Here is a 23,229-nt window from a genome sequence, read left to right as displayed (position 1 = left end):
CCATTTTTCAGCGCTTTGCCATTCCTGCGGCCTGCTTGCCTGGCAAGCCAGGCGGCAAGGCGCAATCGGATCAAGAGAGCAAACATGGGCGCACAGTGGAAGGTCAAGCATAAAGAAGCGGCAGCCAACGCCAAGGGGCGTGTTTTTGGCAAGCTGTCCAAGGAAATCATGATCGCTGCGCGCGCAGGTGCCGATCCGGATATGAACTCGCGTCTGCGACTGGTGGTCGAGCAGGCGAAAAAGGCCTCCATGCCTCGTGAAACCCTGGAGCGTGCCATCAAGAAAGGCGCGGGCCTGCTGGGCGAAAGCGTCAACTTCGAGCGCCTGACTTACGAAGGCTTTGCCCCGCACCGGGTTCCGGTCATCGTCGAGTGCCTGACCGATAACATCAACCGCACCGTTTCGGAAATCCGCGTGCTGTTCCGCAAGGGGCAACTGGGCGCTGCCGGTTCGGTTTCCTGGGATTTCCTCTATCAGGGCATGATCGAAGCCGTACCGGTTTCGCCGGATGCCGATCCCGATGAAGCCGCCATCGAAGCGGGCGCTCAGGATTGTGAAGCCGGTGAAGAGGGCGCCACCCTGTTCCTGACCGAGCCCACCGACATGGATGCCGTGTGCAAGAAACTGCCCGAGTTCGGTTTTACCGTGCAATCGGCGCAACTGGGCTATCGCCCGAAAAGCACCGTCGACGGTTTGAGCGACGAGCAGATGGCTGAAGTCGAAGCCTTCCTTGAAGCGATCGACAGCCATGACGACGTGCAGAACGTTTATGTAGGTCTGGCAGGCTGATCAGGCTGCGTGGGCTGTTTCAGACAGCCCACGCTTGCAACTGCTGACACACCTCTTGCAGTGCCGGTCGTTTCCCGACTTCGGCGTGCATGCATCGCTCTTGCAGCGCTTGTAAGCGCTCCATGAGCGGCCCGTCCTGCGGCCTTGTATCGCAACGCTCCAGCAATTCCCCCAGCAAGATCCCGAAAGCCCGTGTTTCTATGCGCTCCAGCGCCACGCCCTGCTCGAAGGAGGGGTGGAATGAGGCTGCGCCAAAATCCCCCAGCAAGCTGTCGCCATTGCTGCGCAGCAGAATGTTGTGGGCGTAAAGATCGCCATGGGTAATCCCGCAGGCATGCAGATGCGCTGTGACCGAGGCGATTGAGCCCGCCAGATGCAGCAGCGTGGCGGGCGAGAAGCGAGTCTGGGGCGGGTAGATATCCCGTGTGCAGGACTCCAGGCTAGGCGGCCCCGCAAGATTGGCGAAGTCGGGCGCAATCAGTTGCATCACCAGACCCAGTTGTTCGTCCGGGTGCCCGGTAACCTGGCCCAGGACCTCGATCAGATTCGGGTGACTGCCCGCAGCGATACAGGCCGCCATTTCATTGTGCGGCGATCCGTCACTGGTGACATCGCCCTTGTAGAGCTTGATGGCCACCGGCTCGTTGCCATTTTCGTTCTGCCACGCACCTTGCTGGATAACTCCGGAGGCTCCTTCACCCAGACGTTGCTGAATGCTCAGTTGTGGCCATGGAATCTGTCGGATGGATTGCTCTTCGCGTGCAGGGCACAGCGGATTGCCTGCGTAAGCCAGCCAGGCAAGAGCGGGCAGGCGAAGCAACCAGTCTGGCAGTTCCACAAGCTGGTTGGCGGCAATGCGGATCAGTTCCAGTTGGTGGCAATTGGCAAGGCTGGCAGGCAGGCTGCGCAGTTGATTACCCGCCAGCATCAGTTTTTGCAGCTCAGGCCGCTGCCCCAGTTCCTCCGGGAGCGACGGAATCCGGTTGTCAGTGAGAATCAGCCAGCGCAGGCGCGGCGGCAGTGCCTTGGCCGGAACATGGCCGATCCGGTTGGCCTTGAAACCGACGATGCGCAACTGCTGGCACTGACCAATGCACTCCGGCAACTCGGTGAACGGGTTGTCGGATGCGAACAGTACTTGCAGGTGCTTGAGCCGGCTCAGGTCATCGGGCAGGCGATCAAGGGCATTGCCGCTGAGATTGAGCACTTGCAGCGAGTCGGCCAGATCGAATATTTCCGGTGGAAACTCGGTGAGGCCACAGGACAGATCGAGTCGTGTGATGCCCGCCAGCTTGCCGGAACGTAGGTCTTCAAGGGTATGCATAGGTAATTTTCAGTCACATGCGTAGGAGCGAATTCATTCGCGAAAGCGGCATGAAGTGCACATTTTCGCGAATGAATTCGCTCCTACCGAGTTGTGTGGTCAGCGCAAGGTCGGCGCAATTTCTGCGGTCACGGTCAGCACATCCCTGGCCAACTGGCCGGAACGCTTGCCTGACCAGCCTGTATTGGCATCCGGGGCGTTGTCGTTATCCTTGAACGGCATCTCCAGGGTCAGGGACAAGCATTTGAAGCGTTCTCCAACGCTGTTGCATGCCAGAGTCATATTGGCCTGGCCGGGTGCGCTGCGGGGGTAGCCGTACCGTGTCTGAAAGTCGACGGTGATTTCACTGAGGCGGCGACGGAAATGTTCTTCCAGTTGCTGTTGTTGTGGGGTGTAGCCCGGATTGCCTTCGCAGGCGGCAGTGAAGACGTAAGGAATTTCTTCATCGCCATGGACATCGATGAACATGTCCACGCCATATTTTTCCATCTGCTGGCGGATGAAAAAGACTTCCGGACTTTTTTCTGCGGTGCTGTTCTGCCAGGCGCGGTTCAGATCGTTGCCCTGCGCGTTGGTGCGCAAGTGGCCATGAAATGCGCCGTCCGGGTTCACGTTTGGCACCAGATACAGATCCGCGCTGTCCAGCAGTTGCTTGATGACCGGATCGTCCTGTTCTTGCAGGCGTCCGATCAGGCCCTCCATGAACCACTCGGCCATGTGTTCGCCAGGATGTTGCTGGGCAATCATCCATACCTTGCGCTTGCCTTCATCGCCATTGCCATGGCGCAGAAGTTGAATGTCCCGGCCTTCGACACTTTTGCCGGTCGCCAGCAGGCGGGCGCCTGCCTTTTCCAGCGCCTGCTCGATCAGCCAGTCATGGCGCTCGCGGCTATAGGGCTCGAAATAGGCAAACCAGATTTGCGGCGCGGTGGGCGAAATACTGAAGTTCAGAGCCTTGCCATCGAAGCTGGAAGGGACGCGAAACCAGGTCTTGTGATCGTAGGAGGCCACGGCGTTATAGCCGCTCCAGGCACGATTGAAGGTGGACCCGCTGGCGTTGGTCAGGCTGAAGCCGTGTGGCTGGCCGACATTCAGGCCCTCGACCTTGAAGTGGAACCACTGGAAATGGGCGCTTTGGGTGTCAGGCGCAATTGCCAGTTCGATCCGGGCCGGATTGCTGGCATCGATGACTTGAATATTGCCGCTGTCGAAGTCGGCACGGATGGTGAGGGCCACGGTGTATTCCTGTGTGCGTAAGGCCCGTACTTTACACCGTTCGATAGCTTCTATGACGAGTTGAATGCTATCGGCGGCTCAGGAAAACGCTTCGGCCGTCATCACCAGGCCGCATACGAATGCGGTGAACAGACACCATCCCAGATACGCGCGGCGTTTGCGGCGATGCCAGCCTGAACTGCCGAGCAGGGCGGCGGGTGCTTGCAGGCGACGCCACAGGCGTTCGCTGGTCTGGAAGGCCGCAAGGTGTGCCGGATCGGCATCCAGCCAGTGGCGGAACTCGATGCGCTGGCTGGCAGTGGTGGCCGGGCTTTGCAGGTGAACATACCAGCGGTTGGCCTGCTCCTGAGCCAGGTCGCCGGGGAAGTCTGCCGGGCTGTCGTCATGTTTGTGAGCATGTTGCAGCACCCGGAACATGGCGCGCTCGACCTTTTCCAGATCGATTTCCAGAAAAGCGGCGATCTCGACGTAGGAAATGCCATCAAGGCGGCTGAGCAGGAATATCCGTTGGCGGCGGCGCGAGAGTTTGCCCAGGCTGCGGCTCAGCTCGGCGGCATGCGGGGCTACGGGAACATCGGGCTGCCGTGTGGGCAGATGCAATAGAGGCGAGAGCTGGCTACTCATGATGTATCGCTCGCTGATCTTCCATGGAAATCATCCTTGTGAGGTGAGGGGTGTCATCCGTGACTGGTGGTCAGATTAGTGAATACGAGAATCATTCTCAAGTGAAAAGTGACAACAATTACTATTTTTAATGAAAGTTGGAGCTAAAATTTATGACCCCGTTCGATATTGTTTTGCTATGATCCGCGCCATTCAGATACATAAAGACTTCATTAGCCTGAAGCAGCGAAAAAAAACCAAAAAAAGACCCGGCAAAAAGCCGGGTCAAAAACCGTGATTAGCCTGATGAGGAGATAATCCGGGAGTCGACCTAAGACTCCTGGGTTATCCGCCAGTCTCGCGACCAGCTGATGCAATAATAATCATTATCATTTGCAAGTCAAATGTTTTTCCTGCATCCATTGAAATAAATAATCCTGCCGTTATTCCGGTTTCCGATCCGGGCGATAGCCTTGTGGGCAAGCGCGTCCCTACGAATCCTGCATTTCCACCAGCAACGCTCCTTCACCGACCATTTCTCCTTCACGGCAGTGCAGGGCGCTAATGACTCCTGCCTGCGCTGCACGGATGCTGTGCTCCATTTTCATTGCCTCAAGTACCACCAGTTGTTCGCCTGCCTCAACCGCTTGGCCTTCCTCGACCAGTATCCGCACGATGCTGCCGTTCATGGGGGCGGTAAAGCCGCCTTGCTGGGTGTGGCTGGCGTTGACGGCGGCGATGGGGTCCATGCGCCTGATGGCGTGTACTTCGCCTTGCCATTTGAGGTAAAGCGTATCGCCCTGGCGGATTGCCAGATGCTGATGACGGACACCGTTGCACTCGACGATCAACCGGTCTGCGGCCCATGTCATCAGCGTTTCGCTGCTGTGGCGTAGCTGGACAACCTTGGTCCGGGCTTTGCACTGCAAATGCAGGTCGATCTGCCTGGGCAGCCCAAGTCGCAAGCCCGTGGTTGCAGACCATGGCGAGCAAGGCTCTGCCGCACAAATCCGTGAAGGCTCACTCTGGATGAAGGCTTCGGCAGCGGCCTGCCAGAACTCGTCGGCCAGCTCATCGACTGACGGCAGCAATTGTTCCTGATAGCGCGGGATAAAGCCGGTATCAAGCTCGGTGGCGGCAAAGGCCGGATGGCCAATGATGCGTTGCAAAAAGGTCAGGTTGGTTTTCACGCCGCCCACCGCAAACTCATCGAGCATGGTCAGCAGGCGCAGGCGTGCTTCTTCCCGGTTCTCGCCCCAGGCAATCAGTTTGCCCAGCATGGGGTCATAGAACGGCGAGATGCTATCGCCTTCGCTCACGCCGCTGTCGATACGCTGGCCGTGGCGGGGAAGAGGTTCACGATAAAGGTTGAGGGTGCCGGTTGCGGGCAGAAAATCGTTTTCCGGATCTTCAGCATACAGGCGCACTTCGATGGCGTGCCCGTTCAGTGGGACTTGTTCCTGGGTGAGTGGCAGTGTTTCGCCACGAGCGACGCGGATCTGCCACTGCACCAGGTCAAGCCCGGTGATGAACTCGGTGACCGGATGCTCGACCTGCAAGCGGGTGTTCATCTCCATGAAGAAGAACTCGCCCCGTGAGTCCAGCAGAAACTCCACGGTGCCTGCGCCCACATAGTCAATGGCTTGGGCTGCCCGAACGGCGGCTTCACCCATGGTCTGACGCAATTGCGGGCTCAGACCGGGAGCCGGTGCTTCTTCGACGACTTTCTGGTGGCGACGCTGTATCGAGCAGTCGCGTTCGTTGAGATAGAGACAATGGCCATGCTGGTCGGCAAAAACCTGAATCTCGATATGACGCGGCCTGAGCAGGTACTTTTCCACCAGCATCCGCGAGTCGCCAAACGAGGATTGAGCTTCACGTTGCGCCGAAGCCAGTGCCTCGGCCAGCTCACTGGCTTTCTCGACAACTTTCATGCCCTTGCCGCCGCCCCCTGCGGTGGCCTTGAGCAGCACGGGATAGCCGATCCGCTCGGCAGCAGCGCGGAAGGTGTCCAGATCCTGGGCGGCACCATGATAGCCGGGCACCAGCGGGACGCCGGCAGCTTCCATCAAGGATTTGGCGGCGGACTTGCTGCCCATGGCCTCGATGGCTGAAGCGGGTGGGCCAATGAAGATCAGCCCGGCGTTTTCAACGGCGCGGGCAAATTCGGCGCTTTCGGACAGAAAGCCATAACCCGGATGAATTGCCTGGGCACCGCTGGATCGGGCGGCGGCGATCAGTTTTTCGATTTGCAGGTAGCTTTCTGCTGCCTTGCTCCCGCCAAGGTCCACCCGAATGTCCGCTTCACGGCTATGACGTGCTTCCCGGTCGATGGCGCTGTGGACTGCGACAGTGGTCAGCCCCAATTGTTTGGCGGTGCGCATGATGCGGCAGGTGATTTCGCCCCGGTTGGCAACCAGCAGCGTGGTCAGAACAGGCTTGGCCGGGGCATTCATGATTGCGAGTCCTTCTGTTTGTCTGCAGGTGTCTGCCAATAGGGTTGGCGTTTTTCCAGAAAGGCCCGCAGACCTTCCTGGCCTTCGGCACTGGTGCGAATCCTGGCAATGGCGCTTTCGCAGTAACGGCGCAGGGATGGCGTCAGTTCGCCGCTGCCGACTTCGCGCAGCAAATCTTTGCTGGCGCGCATGGCGTGGGGGCTGTTGAGCAGCAGATTGTTGATCCAGCGCTGGGTTTCGCCCTCCAGTTCCGCTAGCGGGTAACACTCGGCAAGCAGGCCGATCTCTCGTGCGCGCAAGCCATCGAAACGCTCGGCGGTAAGGGCGTAACGCCGCGCTGCACGCTCGCCGATGGCCTTGACCACGAACGGACTGATGACCGCAGGAGCCAGGCCGATCCGTACTTCTGACAGGCAGAACTGCGCCTCTTGCGCGCCAATCGCCAGATCGCAGCAACTGATCAGGCCCAGTGCGCCGCCAAATGCCGCGCCCTGGACCACGGCCAGCGTGGGGATTTTCAGTTTGGCCAGGTTGTACATCAGTTCGGCCAGTTCCCGGGCATCGTCCAGATTGGTGTTGTAGTCCAGATCCGCTGCCTGTTGCATCCAGCTCAGGTCGGCACCCGCGCTGAAATGTTTGCCATGGCCGCGAATCAGCAGGAAACGCAGGCTGGCATTGGCCTGCACCTCATCCAGGGCCAGGATCAGTTCGCGAATCATCTGCGCATTGAAGGCGTTGTGCTTTTCCGGGCGATTGAGCCAGAGAGTGGCAAAGCCGCGTGGGTCGTCGATCAGGGTCACGGTGGTGAAGGGCGTCATGGTCTATCCCCTGGTTACATGCGAAACAGGCCGAAAGTAGTGGGTTCGATGGGCGCGTTGAGCGAGGCCGAAAGCGCCAGGGCCAGAATGTCGCGGGTCTGGGCCGGGTCGATGACGCCGTCGTCCCAGAGGCGGGCGCTGGAGTAGTAAGGGTGCCCCTGATGCTCGTACTGATCGAGGATCGGCTGTTTCAGTTCGGTCTGTTGCTGTTCGCTGAAGGTCTGGCCGCTGCGTTCGGCCTGTTCACGCTTGACCTGCACCAGCACGCCTGCAGCCTGTTCGCCGCCCATTACACCGATCCGGGCGTTGGGCCACATCCACAGGAAGCGCGGGTCATAGGCGCGACCGCACATGCCATAGTTTCCGGCCCCGAAGCTGCCGCCGATGATCACCGTGAACTTGGGTACTCTGGCGCAGGCTACAGCGGTCACCAGTTTGGCGCCGTGCTTGGCAATGCCGCCGCTTTCGTATTTCTGGCCGACCATGAAACCGGTGATGTTTTGCAGGAACAGCAGCGGGATGCCGCGCTGACAGGCCAGCTCGATAAAGTGCGCGCCTTTCTGCGCGGCTTCGGCGAACAGGATGCCGTTATTGGCGAGGATCGCGACAGGATAGCCATGCAGCCGGGCAAAGCCGCAGACCAGCGTGGTACCGAACAAGGCCTTGAATTCATCCAGTACCGAGCCGTCCACCAGCCGCGCAATGACTTCGCGTACATCGAAGGGCTGCTTGGCTTCGACCGGAATCACGCCATACAACTCGTCGCTGGCATACAAGGGCGCAATGGGCGTGGTGATGTTCAGTTGGCCCTGCTTGCGCCAGTTGAGGTTGGCGACACTGCGGCGGGCCAGTTCAAGGGCGTGTTCATCATTCTCGGCATAGTGATCGGCCACCCCGGAGGTCCGGCAATGCACATCCGCGCCGCCCAGTTCTTCAGCACTCACCACTTCGCCGGTGGCAGCCTTTACCAGTGGCGGCCCGGCCAGGAAGATCGTGGCCTGTTGACGCACCATGATCGCTTCGTCGGCCATGGCGGGCACATAGGCACCGCCAGCCGTGCAGGAACCCATGACCACGGCAATCTGCGGGATGCCCATGGCACTCATGTTGGCCTGATTGAAAAAGATCCGCCCGAAGTGTTCGCGATCCGGAAACACTTCATCCTGACGAGGCAGGTTGGCACCACCCGAATCCACCAGATAAATGCAGGGCAGGCGATTTTGCTGGGCGATGGCCTGGGCGCGCAGGTGCTTTTTGACGGTTAGCGGGTAGTACGAGCCGCCTTTGACCGTTGCGTCATTGGCGACAATCATGCATTCCACGCCCTCAACCCGGCCAATGCCTGCGATCACTCCGGCAGCCGGCACCTCTTCGTCATAGACGGCATGGGCCGCCAGTTGCCCGATTTCCAGAAACGGCGAGCCAGGGTCCAGCAAGCGGTTGATGCGCTCGCGAGGTAACAGTTTGCCTCGGGAGGTGTGGCGTTCCTGTGCCTTGCTGCCGCCACCCTCATGAACCTTGGCCAGCAGACGGCGCAACTCATTGACCTGCTCCAGCAGGGCCGCATGGTTGCTGGCGAATTCGGGGGAGCGCGTATTGATTCGGCTGGTCAGAATGGTCATGAAACACTCCGGAAGTCAGCGGGTCTCGTTGAACAGTTCGCGGCCAATCAGCATGCGCCGGATTTCACTGGTGCCCGCACCGATCTCGTACAGCTTGGCGTCGCGCAGCAGGCGACCGGCCGGGAATTCATTGATGTAACCGTTGCCGCCCAGAATCTGGATGGTATCCAGCGCCATTTGTGTCGCCCGCTCGGCGCTGTAGAGAATGATCCCGGCGGCATCCTTGCGGGTGGTCTCGCCTCGGTCGCAGGCCTGGGCGACCGCATACAGATAGGCGCGGCTGGCATTGAGCTGGGTGTACATGTCAGCGACCTTGCCCTGAATGAGCTGAAATTCGCCAATGCTCTGGCCGAACTGCTTGCGGTCGTGGATATAGGGCAATACCACATCCATGCAGGCCTGCATGATCCCGGTCGGGCCGCCAGACAGCACGACGCGCTCGTAATCCAGGCCGCTCATCAATACTTTCACGCCACCATTGAGCGGCCCCAGCAGGTTTTCTTCCGGGATTTCCACATCATCGAAAAACAGCTCGCAGGTATTTGAGCCACGCATGCCGAGCTTGTCGAACTTGTTGCTGCGGGTGAAACCTTTCCAGTCGCGCTCGACGATAAAGGCACTGATGCCATGTGCAGCTTGTTCCGGGTCTGTCTTGGCGTAGATCACATAGGTGTTGGCGTCCGGGCCGTTGGTGATCCAGGTCTTGCTGCCATTGAGTACGAAGCGGTCGCCATGCCGCTCAGCCCGAAGCTTCATCGAAACCACGTCGGAGCCGGCATTGGGCTCGCTCATGGCCAGGGCACCGACATGTTCGCCACTGATCAATGCGGGCAGATAGCGGGCTTTCTGCGCCGGGGTGCCATTGCGATTGATCTGGTTGACACACAGGTTCGAGTGCGCGCCATAGGAGAGGGCGACCGAGGCCGACCCGCGGCTGATTTCTTCCATGGCGACCACATGGGCCAGGTAGCCAAGACCTGCGCCGCCATATTCCTCGCTGACCGTGATGCCCAGGAGGCCCATTTCCCCGAACTTGCGCCACATATCGGCCGGGAACAGGTTGTCCCTGTCGATCTGCGCGGCACGAGGAGAGAGTTCGGATGCGACAAAGGACTGAAGCTGGTCGCGCAGCATGTCGATGGTTTCGCCTAGGGCGAAGTTCAGGCTGGGGTAGATCATGAATAGCGCTCCAGTTTTATTTTTGGCGGATTGGCTATGACCTTTACGTTAACGTAAACCTGTAACTGCCAAAGTGTCAATGCCGGAGGCGCGAGAGGAAGGAGAAGGGCTGTAAAGCTGAATATCGGAAAGCACGAAGGGGAGCCTGGGCTCCCCTTCAAGGTTTCTTTGCATGCTCTTTTTTGTTTTTCGGGAGGCCTTTTATTGTTTTTGGCGACCTGGCCCTTCACATCTTTTTTGAGCGATCCCCATTCGGGATCAAGAGCAAACGTATTTTTTTGAGCGCTGATGTGGCTTTTATCTTGTCGATCCAACCAGTACTGGAGCTACCTGAAGGTAGTTTTATTATTCTCTGTCCGGTTGCGAGCACCCTTGGTTACAAGGGCCTCTGAAAAGCTATCCACTCCAAAAAAATCTGTTAGCTGCGCCTCTGTCCGTGTTGTTCTTGTTATGTCAGAGCCGATACATATTGTTTTTATTGGATTGCTGCGTTTTCTTGTTCTTGTTGTACAAGAGATATAGCAGAACCCGTGCCAGTTTTTATGAAGCCCTTTAAAACCGGGGCTTTGGCGGGGTTCCGGAGGCTGATGGGCTGGCCCGTCAGTCTCTGAATGTTTCCGTGTTACCCGTTTTCACTGAACTGATCAGTGGTGAGGGTAACACTCTGTGACAAGTTGCCGCACCGTCTCGCCGACCAATGACCTTTCTCAGATGTGCAGGCGGGCCAGGGCCACTTTCGATCCGTTTCGGCGTTCCAGCACCGTACAGATTCGCTGACCAGCAGTGATCAGCAGGTCCAGATCGATACCGGTGTCGATACCCAGGCCGCCGAGCATATACAGCACATCCTCCGTTGCGACATTGCCGCTGGCGCCCTTGGCGTAAGGGCAGCCGCCAAGTCCGGCGACCGAGCTGTCGAATACCCCGATTCCCTCCAGCAGGCTGGCGTAGATATTGGCCAATGCCTGGCCATAGGTGTCATGGAAATGCCCGGCGAGTTTGCCGCGGGGAATCTGCCCGGCGACCGCGTTGAACAATTCCCGGGTAGCGCCTGGCGTGCCGGTGCCGATGGTGTCGCCCAGAGAAACTTCGTAGCAGCCCATGGCGATCAGTTCGTTGGCCACGGACGAAACCTGCCGGGGCGAAACCTTGCCCTCATAAGGGCAGCCCAGCACGCACGAGACATAGCCTCGCACCGCAATGCCATGCAGGTGGGCCGCGGCCATCACTGGCAGAAAACGTTCCAGGCTTTCACTGATGGAGCAATTGATATTGCGCTGTGAAAAGGCTTCGGAGGCTGAGGCAAATACCGCTACCTCCCGAACGCCGGCCGCCAGTGCATCCTCGAAACCTTTGAGGTTGGGTGTCAGGGCTGAATAGGTGACATCGGGCAGGCGATGAAGACGGGCAAAGACTTCGGCGGAGTCGGCCATCTGCGGCACCCATCTGGGCGATACGAAGCTGCCGGTCTCGATATGTTTCAGTCCTGCCGTTGCCAGGTCTTCGATCAGTTGCACCTTGTCATTGAGGCCGACCGGGCGTGCTTCGTTTTGCAGGCCATCTCTGGGGCCTACCTCCACCAGGCGAACACGTTGAGGTAAATGCATGGCGCTTGGACCTCATATTTTGTCGAGGTTTATCATTCAGATAATTGATCTGAAAGGGTTTTATCCAATGCGGCGCGGCAGCGTTCCTCTGCCGTATCCAGCTCCAGCTGCATCTGCTGGATGTCCAGAAGTTGCTGCTCCAGCTGGCCGCGACGCTCTTCGATCTTGCCTAGCATGGTGTGCAATTGCTTGTGATTGCCGCCGTGGGGGTCATACAACTCGATCAACTCCTTGCATTCGGCAAGGGAGAAACCAATGCGCTTGCCACGCAGGATCAGCTTGAGGGTGACTTTGTCGCGGGCGGAGTAGATGCGTTCAAGGCCCCGTCTTTCGGGGCTCAGCATGCCTTGCTCCTCGTAAAAGCGAATGGCGCGGGTAGTGATGTCCAGTTCGCGGGCGAGGTCGGAGATGCTGTAGGTCGGGCTGGTCATGGCTTTGCTCGGCGGGGAAACCTTTGGGGTAACCTAAGGCTGGCTTGACGTATACGTCAAGCCGGTGCCGCTGTGAGATGGCGAAGCTAAAGCTAGAAATAGCTTTAACTTAAAGATAAAAATATATATTTATCAGTATATTGAGTTATGTTGTTAATTCTCTTTCTGGGTTGTTTTCCTGCGCCGTTACCCGCTGGCACAGCTCAATAAGCTGCTCGCGCATCCAGCGATTGGCCGGGTCCTGGTCAGTGCTTTCATGCCAGTAAAGATGGGTTTCGACCGCAGGCACATCACTGACGGGCAAGCAAACGTAGTGCAGATCGTGACGGCGGGAAAAACGTTCGGGCACAGTCATGACCATATCGGTCTGCTGGAGCACCTGAGTTGCCATCAAATAGTGCTGGGAGCGCAATGCGATCTTGCGCTGGATACCCATCTTGCCCAGTGCCAGGTCCACATGCCCCAGGCCACTGCGACGGCTGGAAATATGAATGTGCGCCTGTGCCAGATAATCATCCAGGCTCAGGGTTGTCTTGCCTGCCATAGGGTGGCCCTTGCGCATAGCGCAGACGTATTTGTCTTCCATCAGTTTGACGTGACGCACTTGCGGGTCGGTATTGAGTGGTGCATCGACAGCAAAGTCCAGGCGACCGGCAGCCAGTTCCTTGGTGGTTTCGCGACGCTTTGACAGGAAGCTTTCGATGGTCACCGCCGGTGCCTGACGACGTAAGCGCTGGAACAGCAGAGGCAGGATCACCGCTTCGGTCAGGTCGGTCATGCTGATGCGGTAATTCTTGATGGCCTGCAACGGATTGAAGATGCGGCTTTCCTGCACCGACACGCGCAGCAGTGACAAGGCATTGCGGACCGGGCCGATGATGTTCTGGGCCATGGGGGTAGGCACCATGCCTTGGGCCGTACGCACGAACAACGGGTCGTTGAAGGTTTCACGCAGTCGCGCCAATGCATTGGATACCGCAGGCTGGGTAATGCCAACGATCTGGCCGGCTCGTGTCAGATTGGCTTCGGTATAAATGGCGTCGAAGACAATGAAAAGATTGAGATCAACCTTGCTCAGGTTCATTGGAGGGCGCCTCTTGTCGTTCTTGTAGGATCACTGCTTATGCCGCAGCGTGGCTCGATCATATATTGGTTATGAATGTTTATATACGCCGAGAATAGATTAGATAAATGCCGATGGGTTCTTTAGCATCCTTCCATGACCTCGATTCCCTTGAGAAGGTAGCTGCCCATGGACTTTGCCTATCCCCCGAAAGTGCAGGAACTGCGCGAGCGTGTCACTGCATTCATGGACACTTACGTCTATCCCGCTGAACCTGTGTTCGAGCGCCAGGTGGCGGAAGGTGACCGCTGGCAGCCCACGGCAATCATGGAAGAGCTCAAGGCCAGGGCCAAAGAACAAGGCTTGTGGAACCTGTTCCTGCCCGAGTCGAAGCTGGGTGCGGGCCTGACCAATCTTGAGTACGCGCCCCTGGCAGAAATCATGGGTCGCTCGCTGCTCGGGCCTGAGCCCTTCAACTGCTCGGCTCCGGACACCGGCAATATGGAAGTGCTGGTCCGCTACGCGACCCAAGAGCAGAAGCAGCAATGGCTGGAGCCTCTGCTGCGTGGTGAGATCCGTTCGGCATTCGCCATGACCGAGCCCGATGTGGCTTCCTCGGATGCGACCAACATGGCGGCCCGCGCCGAGCGCGATGGCGACGAGTGGGTCATCAACGGCCGCAAGTGGTGGACCTCGGGTGCCTGTGACCCTCGCTGCAAGATCCTGATCTTCATGGGCCTGACCAGTCCCGACGGCCCGCGTCATCAGCAGCACTCCATGATTCTGGTGCCTGCGGACACGCCCGGCGTGAAAATCGTGCGGCCGTTACCGGTCTTTGGCTATGACGATGCGCCTCATGGTCATGCCGAGGTGCTGTTCGAGAATGTCCGCGTGCCTTACGGCAATGTCTTGTTGGGCGAGGGGCGTGGTTTTGAAATTGCTCAGGGCCGTCTGGGGCCGGGGCGTATCCACCACTGCATGCGTTCGATCGGCATGGCCGAGCGTGCCCTGGAGTTGATGTGCCAGCGAGCGTCCAGTCGCGTTGCATTCGGCAAGCCGCTGGGCCTGTTGGGCGGCAATATCGACAGGATCGCGGATTCGCGCATGGAGATCGATATGGCGCGCCTGCTGACCCTCAAGGCCGCTTACATGATGGATACCGTGGGCAACAAGGTGGCCAGGAGCGAGATTGCCCAGATCAAGGTGGTTGCACCGAACGTGGCTCTGAAAGTCATTGACCGTGCCATCCAGATGCATGGCGGCGCCGGGGTTTCCAATGACTTTCCGTTGGCTTACATGTATGCCATGCAGCGCACTCTGCGCCTGGCTGACGGCCCGGACGAAGTACACCGTGCGGCAATCGGCAAGTTCGAGCTGGGCAAGTACTTGCCGCAGAAGTGAGTGTGCCGGGGCGCGGGTTCAGTTCACCCAGACTTCAACCCGCCGATTCTTGATCCGGCCATCGTCGGCGTCGTTGCCCGCGACTGGCATTTCATCGCCAAAGCCCAGTATTTCACGGAAGGTCACGCCGTTTTTCTGCAGTTCCCGGCGTACCGCCATGGCGCGCAGCCGGGAAAGCAGTGTGGCTCGCGCCGAGTCATTCTTGGCGTCACCAAACCCTACCAGAGTGACTTGCTGATTCAGCTTTTCGTGGGTTTTCAGGTAGTCCACCACGCGCCTCAAGTCGAGTTTCGCCTTGTTGTCGAGCCGGGCGCTGCCCTGGGCAAAGCGGAAGTTGACCGACAGGCGCTCGGCCTGACGGGTCAATGCCTGATAGTCCTCGGGCATCTGCGCTGTGGCCTGGACTTTCATGGCCTGAACGGTCTGCGCTACAAAACCGTTGCGGGCCACGATGTCCTGGCCTTCGGCGCTTTGCGCAAACTGAACCAGTGCCTGAGCCCATTCATGCTTCACCTTGGGCGGAACGTACAGATACAGGCGCCTTGAGAGCGGGTAATCCTCGGTCGCAATCAGGCTGACAGTCGGGAGCATCGCTTTTGAATCACCGTCGGCAACCGCCACGGCCTTGGCATGACGCACATAGGGCAGGCCGATGAAGCCAATTGCGTTGCGATCCTTGCTGACTTCATCGGACAACTGCTCGCTGGACTCGAAGCGCTTGGCCTGACGCGACAGTGTCTTGCCGTTTCTGGCCAGGACCAGTTCCTTGAAGGTTTCATACGTGCCGGATTTCTCATCGCGCACATACAGATGGATCGCTCCGGCCTTGCCGCCGACTTCTTCCCAGTCCTGAACTTCCCCCGAAAAGATGCGCGCCAGTTCCAGGGTGGAGAGCTGACGCAGCGGATTGCCCGGATGCAGGATGACCGCCACGCCGTCGATGGCGATCACTTGCTCGCCTTCAGGGCTTTTCAGATCGCCAAGATTCGCCAGATCCAGTGCTTCCTGATCCTTGATCGGCCGCGAAGACGCGGCAATATCGGCACTGCCAGCCTTAAGGGCACTGAATCCGGTGCCTGAGCCATGAGCGGCAATTTCTGTGATGACGGACTGCCCGGCAGCCGTCATGCCTGTCACGCGGGCTTCGTTTTGCTGGGCTCCGGGCAATGTTTGCAGTGATTGCAGGCCTTGCTGGCGCATCAGGCCTTCGACCAGTTCGGGTCCCAGTTGCGCATCGATGGTGTTGGAGCCCTGGATGCGCAGGGCCGGGCGACCATCCGCCGGAACGGGCAACGCTGCCTGGGTCATGCCGGGCAGGATGGCGCAAGAGATCGCCAGTGCGGAAAGCAGAGCGCGCAGCATCTGCGTCACCTTGTATTGCGGAAAGTGTCGGCAGAATAAGACAGATAGATTGCTGAAATATGACGGTTGATGGGGGGACAGGATTTGCGTGAGCCGACTTGTCTTGCAAGCCGGCATCGCGGCATTTGTCAGCTCAATTCAAGCCAGATCGGTGCGTGATCCGAAGGTTTTTCCATGCCGCGCAATTCGTAGTCCACACCGGCGGCCTTGATGCGCGGTTGCAGGCCGGTGGAGGTCATGATCAGGTCGATTCGCAGACCGCGCTTGGGGCTGTCCTCAAAGCCGCGGCTGCGGTAGTCGAACCAGCTGAACTGATCGGCCACTTCCGGGTTCAGGTGGCGGAAGCTGTCGACCAGGCCCCAGTTCTTCAGACGTTCCATCCATTCGCGTTCTTCCGGCAGGAAGCTGCATTTACCGGTTTTCAGCCAGCGCTTGGCATTATCCGGGCCGATACCGATATCGCAGTCCTGAGGAGAAATATTCACATCGCCCATGACGATCAGTGGCTGATCATTACTGAACCGGTTTTCCAGCAGCGCCTGCAAGTCGCTGTAAAAGCGTTGCTTGGCGGGAAACTTGGTGGGGTGGTCGCGGCTTTCACCCTGAGGGAAGTAGCCGTTCATGATGGTGACCGGCTGGCCATTGCTGTCGGCGTAGGTGCCCCAGATGAAACGCTTCTGTGCCTCTTCGTCATCGCCCTCGAAACCCTTGTGCAGGGCCAGCGGCATATTGCGCGAGAGCAGGGCGACACCGTAATGGCCTTTCTGGCCATGGAAGTGGACGTGGTAGCCAAGGGCTTCGATTTCGGCCTGGGGGAACTGCTCATCGGAGACTTTTGTTTCCTGCAGACCAATCACGTCAGGCTGATGTTTTTCGATCAGCGCCGCCAGCTGATGCGGTCGGGCACGCAGACCGTTGATGTTGAACGAGACAATTTTCATAAAGCGGCAGTCCTGGATTCATGCAAAGAAGCGATGCTAGCCGACCCGCTGATTTACGGCCAGCATGCCGTCGGCTGCTACGCTGGATGGATTGCTGGAACTGTACTGGCGCCATCCACTCTCATCCGTGCGTTGCCTTGGCGCCAGGGCTTTGTAGAAATAGCCGAAATAATTGTGGGGCCTGTCCGAAAGCAGGCTTTTTTCTGATCATATCCTCAGGTTTTACCGCCTGTAATGACGTAAGGGATTGAAAGTTCGACTTATTGACGTGTTCCAGCGCACCCCGTCGGTCGTGTTAGCATCCGTGCCCATATGAAGTTTTTAACAACGCTCAGTAGCGTGCTGCTGATGTCCTTGAGTGCAACGGCCCTTGCCCAAGCCAGCCTGGATGTCAGGATCAAGCCCGCGAATCCGGAACTCAAAGCCAACGTCGAAGGATATGTGGGCAGCCTTGGCGAGCGTGACGCCGAAGCCTTGCAACACTTCAGCCTGGGCGCCGAAGAGCAGGCGCAGAAGGCGGCCCAGGCGCTGGGCTACTATCAGGCTCGAATCGACAGTCAGGTGACAGGCGACAAGGACCCGAAGCTGGTCATCAATATCCAGCCGGGTGAGCCGATCCGCCTGCGCAATGTGACGGTGCGCATCGACGGGCCGGCTGCTTCCCTGAAGGCTTTTCAGGTTCCGAAAAGCCAGGCGCTGGCGCCGGGTGCGGTGCTTAACCATGGTCATTACGAAGACGCCAAGCGTCTGATCCAGAATCAGGCATCGCGCTACGGCTTTTTCAGCGGACGCTTCACCCGCCAGCGTCTGGAGGTGGACCCGCGTGCCGGGGTGGCGGACATCGATCTGGTCTATGACAGCGGTCCGCGCTATTCCCTGGGCAAAGTGGTGTTCAGTGGTGACTCGCCCCTCGACGATGACCTGCTCAAGCGCATGGTGCCGTTCAAGGAAAACACACCCTATGACTCGCAACTGATCGCCGAACTCAATCAGGCCATGCAGGCCAGCGGTTATTTCGAGGGTGTCCGTGTGGACGCTGCACCGACTGCCGCCGTTGGGCAAGTCATCCCGGTGACCGTGCAACTGGAAACCCGCAAACCGCGCACCATGGGGCTTGGGCTGGGCTTTTCCACTGACGTCGGGCCGCGGGGCAAGGCCAACTGGACTCGTCACTGGGCCAATCCCCAAGGGCACAGTTATGGCTTTGAAACGGAGCTGTCTGCACCTCGGCAGAACGTGGGCCTGTGGTACGACGTGCCGCTCGATCCACCGCTGACCGACAAGCTGCGTTTTGCCGGTGGCTATCAATATGAAGAAATCGCGGGCACCGACAGCCTCAGCAAGCTGCTCACGGTCGGCCCTGAATGGCACAGCAAGTTGCCCAGTGGCTGGGAGCGGGTGGTTTCCCTCAAATGGCAGCGTGAAGAGTACCGACTCGGTGATGACAGTGGCCTGAGTACCTTGCTGATGCCCGGTATCAGTTATTCGTTCCTGCGCAGTGACAATCGCATCGATCCGAGCCAGGGCTATCGCTTGCAGTTCGATGCTCAGGTGGCCAAGGAGGGCGTGATGTCCGACGCCAACCTGTTCCATGGCAACGTGTTGCTCAAGGGGCTGACCACCGTTGCGCAGAATCACCGTTTTCTTGGGCGTGTGCAGTTCGGGGGCAACCTCACCAATGGCTACAAGTCCATCCCGCCGTCGCTGCGTTTTTTTGCCGGTGGTGACCAGAGCGTTCGCGGTTACGACTATCAGACCCTGTCGCCGACCAACTCCGATGGCGATCGTATCGGCGGCCGCTACATGGTGGCTGGCAGCGTCGAGTATCAATATTCCATCGCCGAAAAGTGGCGTCTGGCGACTTTTGTCGATCAGGGCAACTCCTTCAATAACCTTGAGCTGCCGAGCATGAAGACCGGCGTAGGCTTCGGTGTGCGCTGGGTTTCACCGGTCGGGCCGTTGCGTCTGGATCTGGCTCGTGCGCTGGACGATGACGGCGGGATTCGTCTGCACTTCTCCATGGGACCGGAACTGTGAAGCGTCTGAATATGAAGCGCGCGGCGAAAATGGTCGGCCTGAGTCTGGTTACGGTGCTGCTGTTGTTGGTCGTTGGCACATGGCTGGCGGTGGGCACGCAAGGTGGCAGCCAGTGGCTGTTGGCGCGGGTGCCCGGTGTGCAGGTGGACAATTTCAGTGGCCGGCTGGGCGGGCAATGGCGTGCTGACACAGTGCTCTGGCAGCAAGGCGAGGATCGTGTCGAGGTCACTGCCGTCGAGTTCGACTGGACGCCTGCCTGTCTCTTGAAAATGACCCTGTGTGTCGAACAACTGCATGCCGATCAGGTTCACATGCACTTCACCGCCAGTGATGAGCCTGCCAACGAAGGTCCTCTGACCTTGCCGCAATTGAAGCTGCCACTGGCGATTCGCCTGAATGACGTACAACTGGGCAGTTTGCAACTGGACGGCGTCGAGCAACTGAACAATCTGAAGCTGGCTGCGCACTGGACTGCCGATGGGCTGCAAATCGATTCGGCCCATTTGCAGCGCGACAGCCTGGTCCTCGACCTTGCCGGCCTGTTGACGCCCGAGGGCAGCTGGCCGCTGACTGCCAAGGGCACCCTGCAATTGCCGCCACAGGACGGAAAGCCCTGGGCACTGGCGCTGGATATCACCGGCGAACTGCTCAAGACCCTGCAACTCAAGGCCGACAGCAGCGGCTACCTGCAAGGGCAATTGAGCGGTGAGCTGCAAGCGCTGGCCGAGCATCTGCCAGCCAGGCTGAACATCACCTCCGAGCGCTTCAAACCCAGTGCCGGACTGCCGGATACCTTGCAGCTTGAGCAGGTGCTGCTCAATGCCCAAGGTAACCTCGACAGTGGCTACCAGATAACCGGCAGCGCCAGCCTGCCAGCCGAGCAAGGTCCGGTCGCTCTGGCGCTGCAAGGGCGGGTCGATGCCAAAGGCGCGGATATCGCGGCGCTGCAACTGACGGCCAGTGATCAACAACATCTCACCCTCAACGGTCAGTTGAACTGGGAAAACGAGTTCAAGGCCGATGCGAAAATCGACTGGCTGGATTTCCCGTGGCAGCGGCTTTATCCGTTGGCGAGCGAGCCTCAGGTCAGCTTGCGCAAGTTCACTGGCGAGATTTCCTATACCGATGGCCAGTATCTGGGCAATTTCAGCTCAGACCTGGATGGCCCCGCGGGCGCTTTCAGCCTGGGTAGCCCGTTCAGTGGCAATTTGCAGCGGGTGTACCTGCCGCAACTGGAACTGGTCGCAGGGCAGGGCAAGGCCAGCGGTCATCTGAACCTGCAATTCGCCGATGGCATCGGCTGGGACACGGCTCTGGACCTGGCATCCCTCGATCCGTCCTATTGGGTTGCAGAGCTGCCGGGCACTCTGGCGGGTGCGCTGCGTAGCAAGGGGCAATTGAAAAACGAAAGGCTTGAGCTCAATGCCGACCTCGATCTCAGAGGCCGCTTGCGTGGGCAACCCGCTGTATTGCTGGCCAAGGCCGATGGCGCGGGTGAGCAATGGAACCTCAGTGCGCTGGATATACGCCTGGGTGATAACCGGATTCAGGGGAGCGGCAGTTTGCAGCAGCGCCTCGCGGGTCAACTGGATCTCAATCTGCCACGCCTGGGGCAGCTATGGCCGAGGTTGCAAGGGCGGCTCAACGGAAAACTGAATCTGGCCGGGACACTCCAGGCTCCCCAGGGCCAGCTTGACCTGCAAGGCGCGCAACTGGCCTTGCAGGACAATCGCCTGCAAAACCTGACGCTGGCGGCAAAGCTCGATCAGGCCCAGCGGGCAACGGTCGACCTCAAGGGCAGTGGTATTCAGGCGGGTAACACGGCGTTGGGAACCTTGACCGTCAATGGGCAGGGCACGCTCAAGAACCAGCAGATGAAGCTCGACCTGCAAGGCCCGCTGCTGAAAATGGCCCTGGCACTGGATGGTGCTCTGGATCAGGGTAACTGGCGTGGGCGTCTGGCCAGCGGTGCCATTCAGAGCGGCGGGCAGGACTGGCAATTGCAGCGGCCAGCGAAGCTTGAGCGTCTGGCTGACGGCAAGGTCAACTTCGGTGCCCATTGCTGGGCGTCCGGACAGGCCAGCCTCTGTGCTGAGGATCAGCGCCTGCTGCCCGATCCGCGCCTGCGCTATCAACTGAAGAACTTCCCTCTGGAAAGCCTGGCTCAATGGCTGCCCAGGGATTTCGCCTGGAAAGGTTCGCTCAACGCGGATGTAAAACTCGACATGCCTGCGGCCGGTCCTGATGGGCAAATCACGGTCGATGCCAGTAACGGTACGCTGCGGGTTCGGGAAAAGGACCAATGGCTGGATTTTCCCTATCGAAGCCTGAAGCTCAGCAGCACCCTGAAGCCCCAGCGTATTGACTCGCGGCTGGATTTCGATGGCGAGAAACTGGGCAGGCTGCTGCTTGATGTGCGTATCGATCCGTTATCGCGCAACAAGAGCCTGAGTGGCGATTTCAGTCTGTCCGGTCTTGATGTGTCCGTGGCACGGCCCTTCGTGCCTATGGTGCAGAAGCTCAATGGTCGTCTGAGCGGCAATGGCCGTCTGTCTGGTGGCCTGCTGGCGCCTCAGGTCAATGGCAGCATCCGCCTCGATGATGGCGAGGTTTCCGGTCCCGAGCTTCCGATGGAGTTGCAGGGTTTGAAGGTGCAGGCCCTGATTGCCGGGGAAAGCGTGCAGCTCGATGGCGGCTGGAGAAGCGGCTCGAACGGGCAGGGAACCGTGAGCGGGCAGGTGGCCTGGGGACAGGCCTTGCTGGTGGATATCAACCTCAAGGGCTCGCGCCTGCCGATTACCGTCGAACCTTATGTCGCCGTGGAAGCGGCGCCCGATCTGAAAATCTCCATGCACAACGACCGGCTGGGCATTTCCGGCAAGGTACTGGTGCCCAAGGGCACGATCACGGTGCGCGAGTTGCCGCCGTCTACGGTGAAGTTGTCGGGCGATACGGTCATCGTGGGGCAACAGACCGAAGAGGGCGCGCCGCCGCTGGCCATGGCGATGGATATCGATGTCGAGGTCGGTCAGGAAAAACTGGCATTCAGCGGCTTCGGGCTGACAGCGAATCTTGCTGGTCATGTGCATATTGGCGACAACCTCGATACCCGTGGCGAACTGAACCTCAATGATGGGCGTTATCGTGCCTATGGCCAGCGCCTGACCATTCGCAAGGCCCGCCTGCTGTTTGCAGGCCCCATCGATCAGCCATATCTGGATATTGAAGCGATTCGCCAGACCGACGACATCATCGCCGGTATCCGGCTGACAGGCAGCGCCGAGCAGCCCACCACCGAAGTGTTTTCCGAGCCGGCCATGAGCCAGGAGCAGGCGCTTTCATATCTGGTAATGGGCAGGCCCCTGGGCAATACCGGTGAAGACAACAATATGGTGGCCCAGGCGGCCCTGGCGCTGGGGGTAGCGGGAAGTGCTTCCACTACCGGAAAACTGGCCGACAACCTCGGGATCAAGGACTTTGAACTCGACACCACGGGGACCGGCAACAAGACCAATGTCGTGGCCAGCGGCAAGATCACCGAAAAACTCAGCCTGCGTTATGGCGTAGGCGTGTTCGAGCCGGCCAATACCATTGCGTTGCGCTATATGCTGAGCAAAAGGGTATATCTGGAAGCGGCCAGCGGTATTGCCAGTTCGCTGGATATTTTCTATAAACGGGATTTTTAGCGCGAAGGCTCTATCTCGTACCCGTTTCGGAAATATCCGATATAGGTACTTGGTCACTTTCGTGGTTAACTTCCGGCTCTTCCAAAACTCTGTAAAAAGGACTTGGTTTCATGGCTCAAGTAACGCTCAAAGGCAACCCTGTACAAATCGCTGGCGATCTGCCGAAGACTGGCAGTGTCGCTCCTGCCTTCACACTGGTGGGTGCCGGCCTTGCCGATGTGACTCTGGCGGACTTCGCGGGCAAGCGTAAAGTGCTGAACATTTTCCCAAGCGTCGACACGCCGACCTGCGCGACTTCCGTGCGCAAGTTCAATGCTCAGGCCAATGAGGTGAACAACGCGGTCGTACTGTGTATCTCCGCTGACCTGCCATTCGCCCAGGCTCGCTTCTGTGGCTCGGAAGGTCTGGAGAACGTCCAGAACCTGTCTTCTTTCCGCAGTGCCGATTTCGGCAAGAACTACGGCGTTGAAATCGCCGATGGTGCTCTGGCTCACCTGACTGCTCGTGCTGTTGTCGTCCTGGACGAAAACAACAATGTATTGCACAGCGAGCTGGTTTCGGAAATCGCCGAAGAGCCGAACTATGAAGCGGCTCTGGCTGTATTGAAGTAATACGTTGCAACACTTCAGCGGCCTGAATCCGTTCAGGCCGTTTTTTTATTTGTGCTTCAACCG

The 23,229-nt window shown here is 58.9% G+C and carries 18 protein-coding genes; 6 read left to right on the top strand and 12 right to left on the bottom strand.

Annotated features, from left to right (window positions below; translation table 11 throughout):
- Nucleotides 1-84: 84 nt before the first annotated feature.
- Nucleotides 85-789, top strand: coding sequence for a YebC/PmpR family DNA-binding transcriptional regulator (locus Q6A51_RS09210; RefSeq protein WP_201000415.1), 705 nt, complete (start codon nt 85-87; stop codon nt 787-789).
- A 19-nt stretch (nt 790-808) separates the two neighbouring features.
- Here Q6A51_RS09210 and Q6A51_RS09205 read toward each other — a convergent pair whose 3' ends face one another.
- The 7 genes from Q6A51_RS09205 to Q6A51_RS09175 all read right to left on the bottom strand — a co-directional run bounded on the left by Q6A51_RS09205 (nt 809) and on the right by Q6A51_RS09175 (nt 10,027).
- Nucleotides 809-2,113, bottom strand: a complete 1,305-nt coding sequence (locus Q6A51_RS09205; protein WP_304574631.1) for a leucine-rich repeat-containing protein kinase family protein — start codon at nt 2,111-2,113, stop codon at nt 809-811.
- A 99-nt stretch (nt 2,114-2,212) separates the two neighbouring features.
- Nucleotides 2,213-3,349 (bottom strand): M14 family metallopeptidase, encoded by a 1,137-nt coding sequence (locus Q6A51_RS09200; protein WP_304574630.1) that lies wholly within the window; start codon nt 3,347-3,349, stop codon nt 2,213-2,215.
- Between the two features lie 78 nt (nt 3,350-3,427).
- The gene (locus Q6A51_RS09195; RefSeq protein WP_304574629.1) at nt 3,428-3,973 is read right to left on the bottom strand and encodes a DUF4880 domain-containing protein; all 546 of its coding nucleotides are present in this window, start codon (nt 3,971-3,973) and stop codon (nt 3,428-3,430) included.
- A gap of 470 nt (nt 3,974-4,443) precedes the next feature.
- Nucleotides 4,444-6,408 (bottom strand): acetyl/propionyl/methylcrotonyl-CoA carboxylase subunit alpha, encoded by a 1,965-nt coding sequence (locus tag Q6A51_RS09190; RefSeq protein WP_304574628.1) that lies wholly within the window; start codon nt 6,406-6,408, stop codon nt 4,444-4,446.
- Complete coding sequence (locus Q6A51_RS09185; RefSeq protein WP_201016980.1) at nt 6,405-7,226, bottom strand: gamma-carboxygeranoyl-CoA hydratase; 822 nt, start codon at nt 7,224-7,226, stop codon at nt 6,405-6,407. The genes Q6A51_RS09190 and Q6A51_RS09185 overlap by 4 nt, the downstream gene beginning before the upstream one ends.
- A 14-nt stretch (nt 7,227-7,240) precedes the next feature.
- Complete coding sequence (locus tag Q6A51_RS09180) at nt 7,241-8,848, bottom strand: carboxyl transferase domain-containing protein (protein ID WP_304574627.1); 1,608 nt, start codon at nt 8,846-8,848, stop codon at nt 7,241-7,243.
- A 15-nt stretch (nt 8,849-8,863) separates the two neighbouring features.
- A complete protein-coding gene (locus Q6A51_RS09175; RefSeq protein ID WP_304574626.1) occupies nt 8,864-10,027 on the bottom strand; it encodes an isovaleryl-CoA dehydrogenase in 1,164 nt (387 codons plus the stop codon).
- Between the two features lie 182 nt (nt 10,028-10,209).
- Between Q6A51_RS09175 and Q6A51_RS27340 the strand changes: the two genes are divergently transcribed.
- Nucleotides 10,210-10,419, top strand: coding sequence for a hypothetical protein (locus Q6A51_RS27340; RefSeq protein ID WP_322791246.1), 210 nt, complete (start codon nt 10,210-10,212; stop codon nt 10,417-10,419).
- Nucleotides 10,420-10,734: 315 nt separating this feature from the next.
- On the opposite strand, the gene Q6A51_RS09170 is transcribed toward Q6A51_RS27340, so the two are convergent.
- The 3 genes from Q6A51_RS09170 to Q6A51_RS09160 all read right to left on the bottom strand — a co-directional run bounded on the left by Q6A51_RS09170 (nt 10,735) and on the right by Q6A51_RS09160 (nt 13,149).
- Complete coding sequence (locus Q6A51_RS09170) at nt 10,735-11,634, bottom strand: hydroxymethylglutaryl-CoA lyase (RefSeq protein WP_201016983.1); 900 nt, start codon at nt 11,632-11,634, stop codon at nt 10,735-10,737.
- A 32-nt stretch (nt 11,635-11,666) separates the two neighbouring features.
- On the bottom strand, nt 11,667-12,065 hold the full coding sequence (locus tag Q6A51_RS09165; RefSeq protein WP_201016984.1) for a MerR family transcriptional regulator: 399 nt from the start codon (nt 12,063-12,065) through the stop codon (nt 11,667-11,669).
- 145 nt (nt 12,066-12,210) lie between these two features.
- Nucleotides 12,211-13,149, bottom strand: a complete 939-nt coding sequence (locus Q6A51_RS09160) for a LysR family transcriptional regulator (RefSeq protein ID WP_304574625.1) — start codon at nt 13,147-13,149, stop codon at nt 12,211-12,213.
- Nucleotides 13,150-13,317: 168 nt separating this feature from the next.
- Here Q6A51_RS09160 and Q6A51_RS09155 point away from each other — a divergent pair, with 168 nt between their 5' ends.
- A complete protein-coding gene (locus Q6A51_RS09155) occupies nt 13,318-14,529 on the top strand; it encodes an acyl-CoA dehydrogenase (protein ID WP_304574624.1) in 1,212 nt (403 codons plus the stop codon).
- Nucleotides 14,530-14,547: 18 nt separating this feature from the next.
- Here Q6A51_RS09155 and Q6A51_RS09150 read toward each other — a convergent pair whose 3' ends face one another.
- The gene (locus tag Q6A51_RS09150; RefSeq protein ID WP_304574623.1) at nt 14,548-15,891 is read right to left on the bottom strand and encodes a phosphate ABC transporter substrate-binding/OmpA family protein; all 1,344 of its coding nucleotides are present in this window, start codon (nt 15,889-15,891) and stop codon (nt 14,548-14,550) included.
- A gap of 128 nt (nt 15,892-16,019) precedes the next feature.
- Nucleotides 16,020-16,832 carry an exodeoxyribonuclease III gene (xthA, locus tag Q6A51_RS09145; RefSeq protein WP_201016988.1) on the bottom strand — a complete coding sequence of 271 codons (813 nt, stop codon included), beginning with the start codon at nt 16,830-16,832 and terminating at the stop codon, nt 16,020-16,022.
- Nucleotides 16,833-17,180: 348 nt separating this feature from the next.
- Here xthA and Q6A51_RS09140 point away from each other — a divergent pair, with 348 nt between their 5' ends.
- The 3 genes from Q6A51_RS09140 (at nt 17,181) to tpx (ending at nt 23,166) form a co-directional block, all read left to right on the top strand.
- Complete coding sequence (locus Q6A51_RS09140; RefSeq protein ID WP_405046135.1) at nt 17,181-18,869, top strand: autotransporter assembly complex protein TamA; 1,689 nt, start codon at nt 17,181-17,183, stop codon at nt 18,867-18,869.
- 11 nt (nt 18,870-18,880) lie between these two features.
- Nucleotides 18,881-22,555, top strand: a complete 3,675-nt coding sequence (locus Q6A51_RS09135) for a translocation/assembly module TamB domain-containing protein (protein WP_405046134.1) — start codon at nt 18,881-18,883, stop codon at nt 22,553-22,555.
- 110 nt (nt 22,556-22,665) lie between these two features.
- Nucleotides 22,666-23,166 carry a thiol peroxidase gene (tpx, locus tag Q6A51_RS09130; RefSeq protein WP_201016990.1) on the top strand — a complete coding sequence of 167 codons (501 nt, stop codon included), beginning with the start codon at nt 22,666-22,668 and terminating at the stop codon, nt 23,164-23,166.
- The last annotated feature ends 63 nt before the right edge of the window (nt 23,167-23,229 follow it).

The sequence above is a fragment of the Pseudomonas serbiensis genome, assembly GCF_030580745.1.
GTDB lineage: Bacteria > Pseudomonadota > Gammaproteobacteria > Pseudomonadales > Pseudomonadaceae > Aquipseudomonas > Aquipseudomonas serbiensis.
This window is presented reverse-complemented; position numbering and strand designations above follow the sequence as displayed.

What these genes read in the sequence shown, in the direction of transcription:
- Q6A51_RS09210 (WP_201000415.1), top strand. Translation starts at nt 85, where the DNA reads ATGGGCGCACAGTGGAAGGTCAAGCATAAAGAAGCGGCAGCCAACGCC.
- Q6A51_RS09205 (WP_304574631.1), bottom strand. Translation starts at nt 2,113, where the DNA reads ATGCATACCCTTGAAGACCTACGTTCCGGCAAGCTGGCGGGCATCACA.
- Q6A51_RS09195 (WP_304574629.1), bottom strand. Translation starts at nt 3,973, where the DNA reads ATGAGTAGCCAGCTCTCGCCTCTATTGCATCTGCCCACACGGCAGCCC.
- Q6A51_RS09190 (WP_304574628.1), bottom strand. Translation starts at nt 6,408, where the DNA reads ATGAATGCCCCGGCCAAGCCTGTTCTGACCACGCTGCTGGTTGCCAAC.
- Q6A51_RS09185 (WP_201016980.1), bottom strand. Translation starts at nt 7,226, where the DNA reads ATGACGCCCTTCACCACCGTGACCCTGATCGACGACCCACGCGGCTTT.
- Q6A51_RS09180 (WP_304574627.1), bottom strand. Translation starts at nt 8,848, where the DNA reads ATGACCATTCTGACCAGCCGAATCAATACGCGCTCCCCCGAATTCGCC.
- Q6A51_RS09175 (WP_304574626.1), bottom strand. Translation starts at nt 10,027, where the DNA reads ATGATCTACCCCAGCCTGAACTTCGCCCTAGGCGAAACCATCGACATG.
- Q6A51_RS09170 (WP_201016983.1), bottom strand. Translation starts at nt 11,634, where the DNA reads ATGCATTTACCTCAACGTGTTCGCCTGGTGGAGGTAGGCCCCAGAGAT.
- Q6A51_RS09165 (WP_201016984.1), bottom strand. Translation starts at nt 12,065, where the DNA reads ATGACCAGCCCGACCTACAGCATCTCCGACCTCGCCCGCGAACTGGAC.
- Q6A51_RS09160 (WP_304574625.1), bottom strand. Translation starts at nt 13,149, where the DNA reads ATGAACCTGAGCAAGGTTGATCTCAATCTTTTCATTGTCTTCGACGCC.
- Q6A51_RS09155 (WP_304574624.1), top strand. Translation starts at nt 13,318, where the DNA reads ATGGACTTTGCCTATCCCCCGAAAGTGCAGGAACTGCGCGAGCGTGTC.
- Q6A51_RS09150 (WP_304574623.1), bottom strand. Translation starts at nt 15,891, where the DNA reads ATGCTGCGCGCTCTGCTTTCCGCACTGGCGATCTCTTGCGCCATCCTG.
- xthA (WP_201016988.1), bottom strand. Translation starts at nt 16,832, where the DNA reads ATGAAAATTGTCTCGTTCAACATCAACGGTCTGCGTGCCCGACCGCAT.
- Q6A51_RS09140 (WP_405046135.1), top strand. Translation starts at nt 17,181, where the DNA reads ATGTCCTTGAGTGCAACGGCCCTTGCCCAAGCCAGCCTGGATGTCAGG.
- Q6A51_RS09135 (WP_405046134.1), top strand. Translation starts at nt 18,881, where the DNA reads ATGAAGCGCGCGGCGAAAATGGTCGGCCTGAGTCTGGTTACGGTGCTG.
- tpx (WP_201016990.1), top strand. Translation starts at nt 22,666, where the DNA reads ATGGCTCAAGTAACGCTCAAAGGCAACCCTGTACAAATCGCTGGCGAT.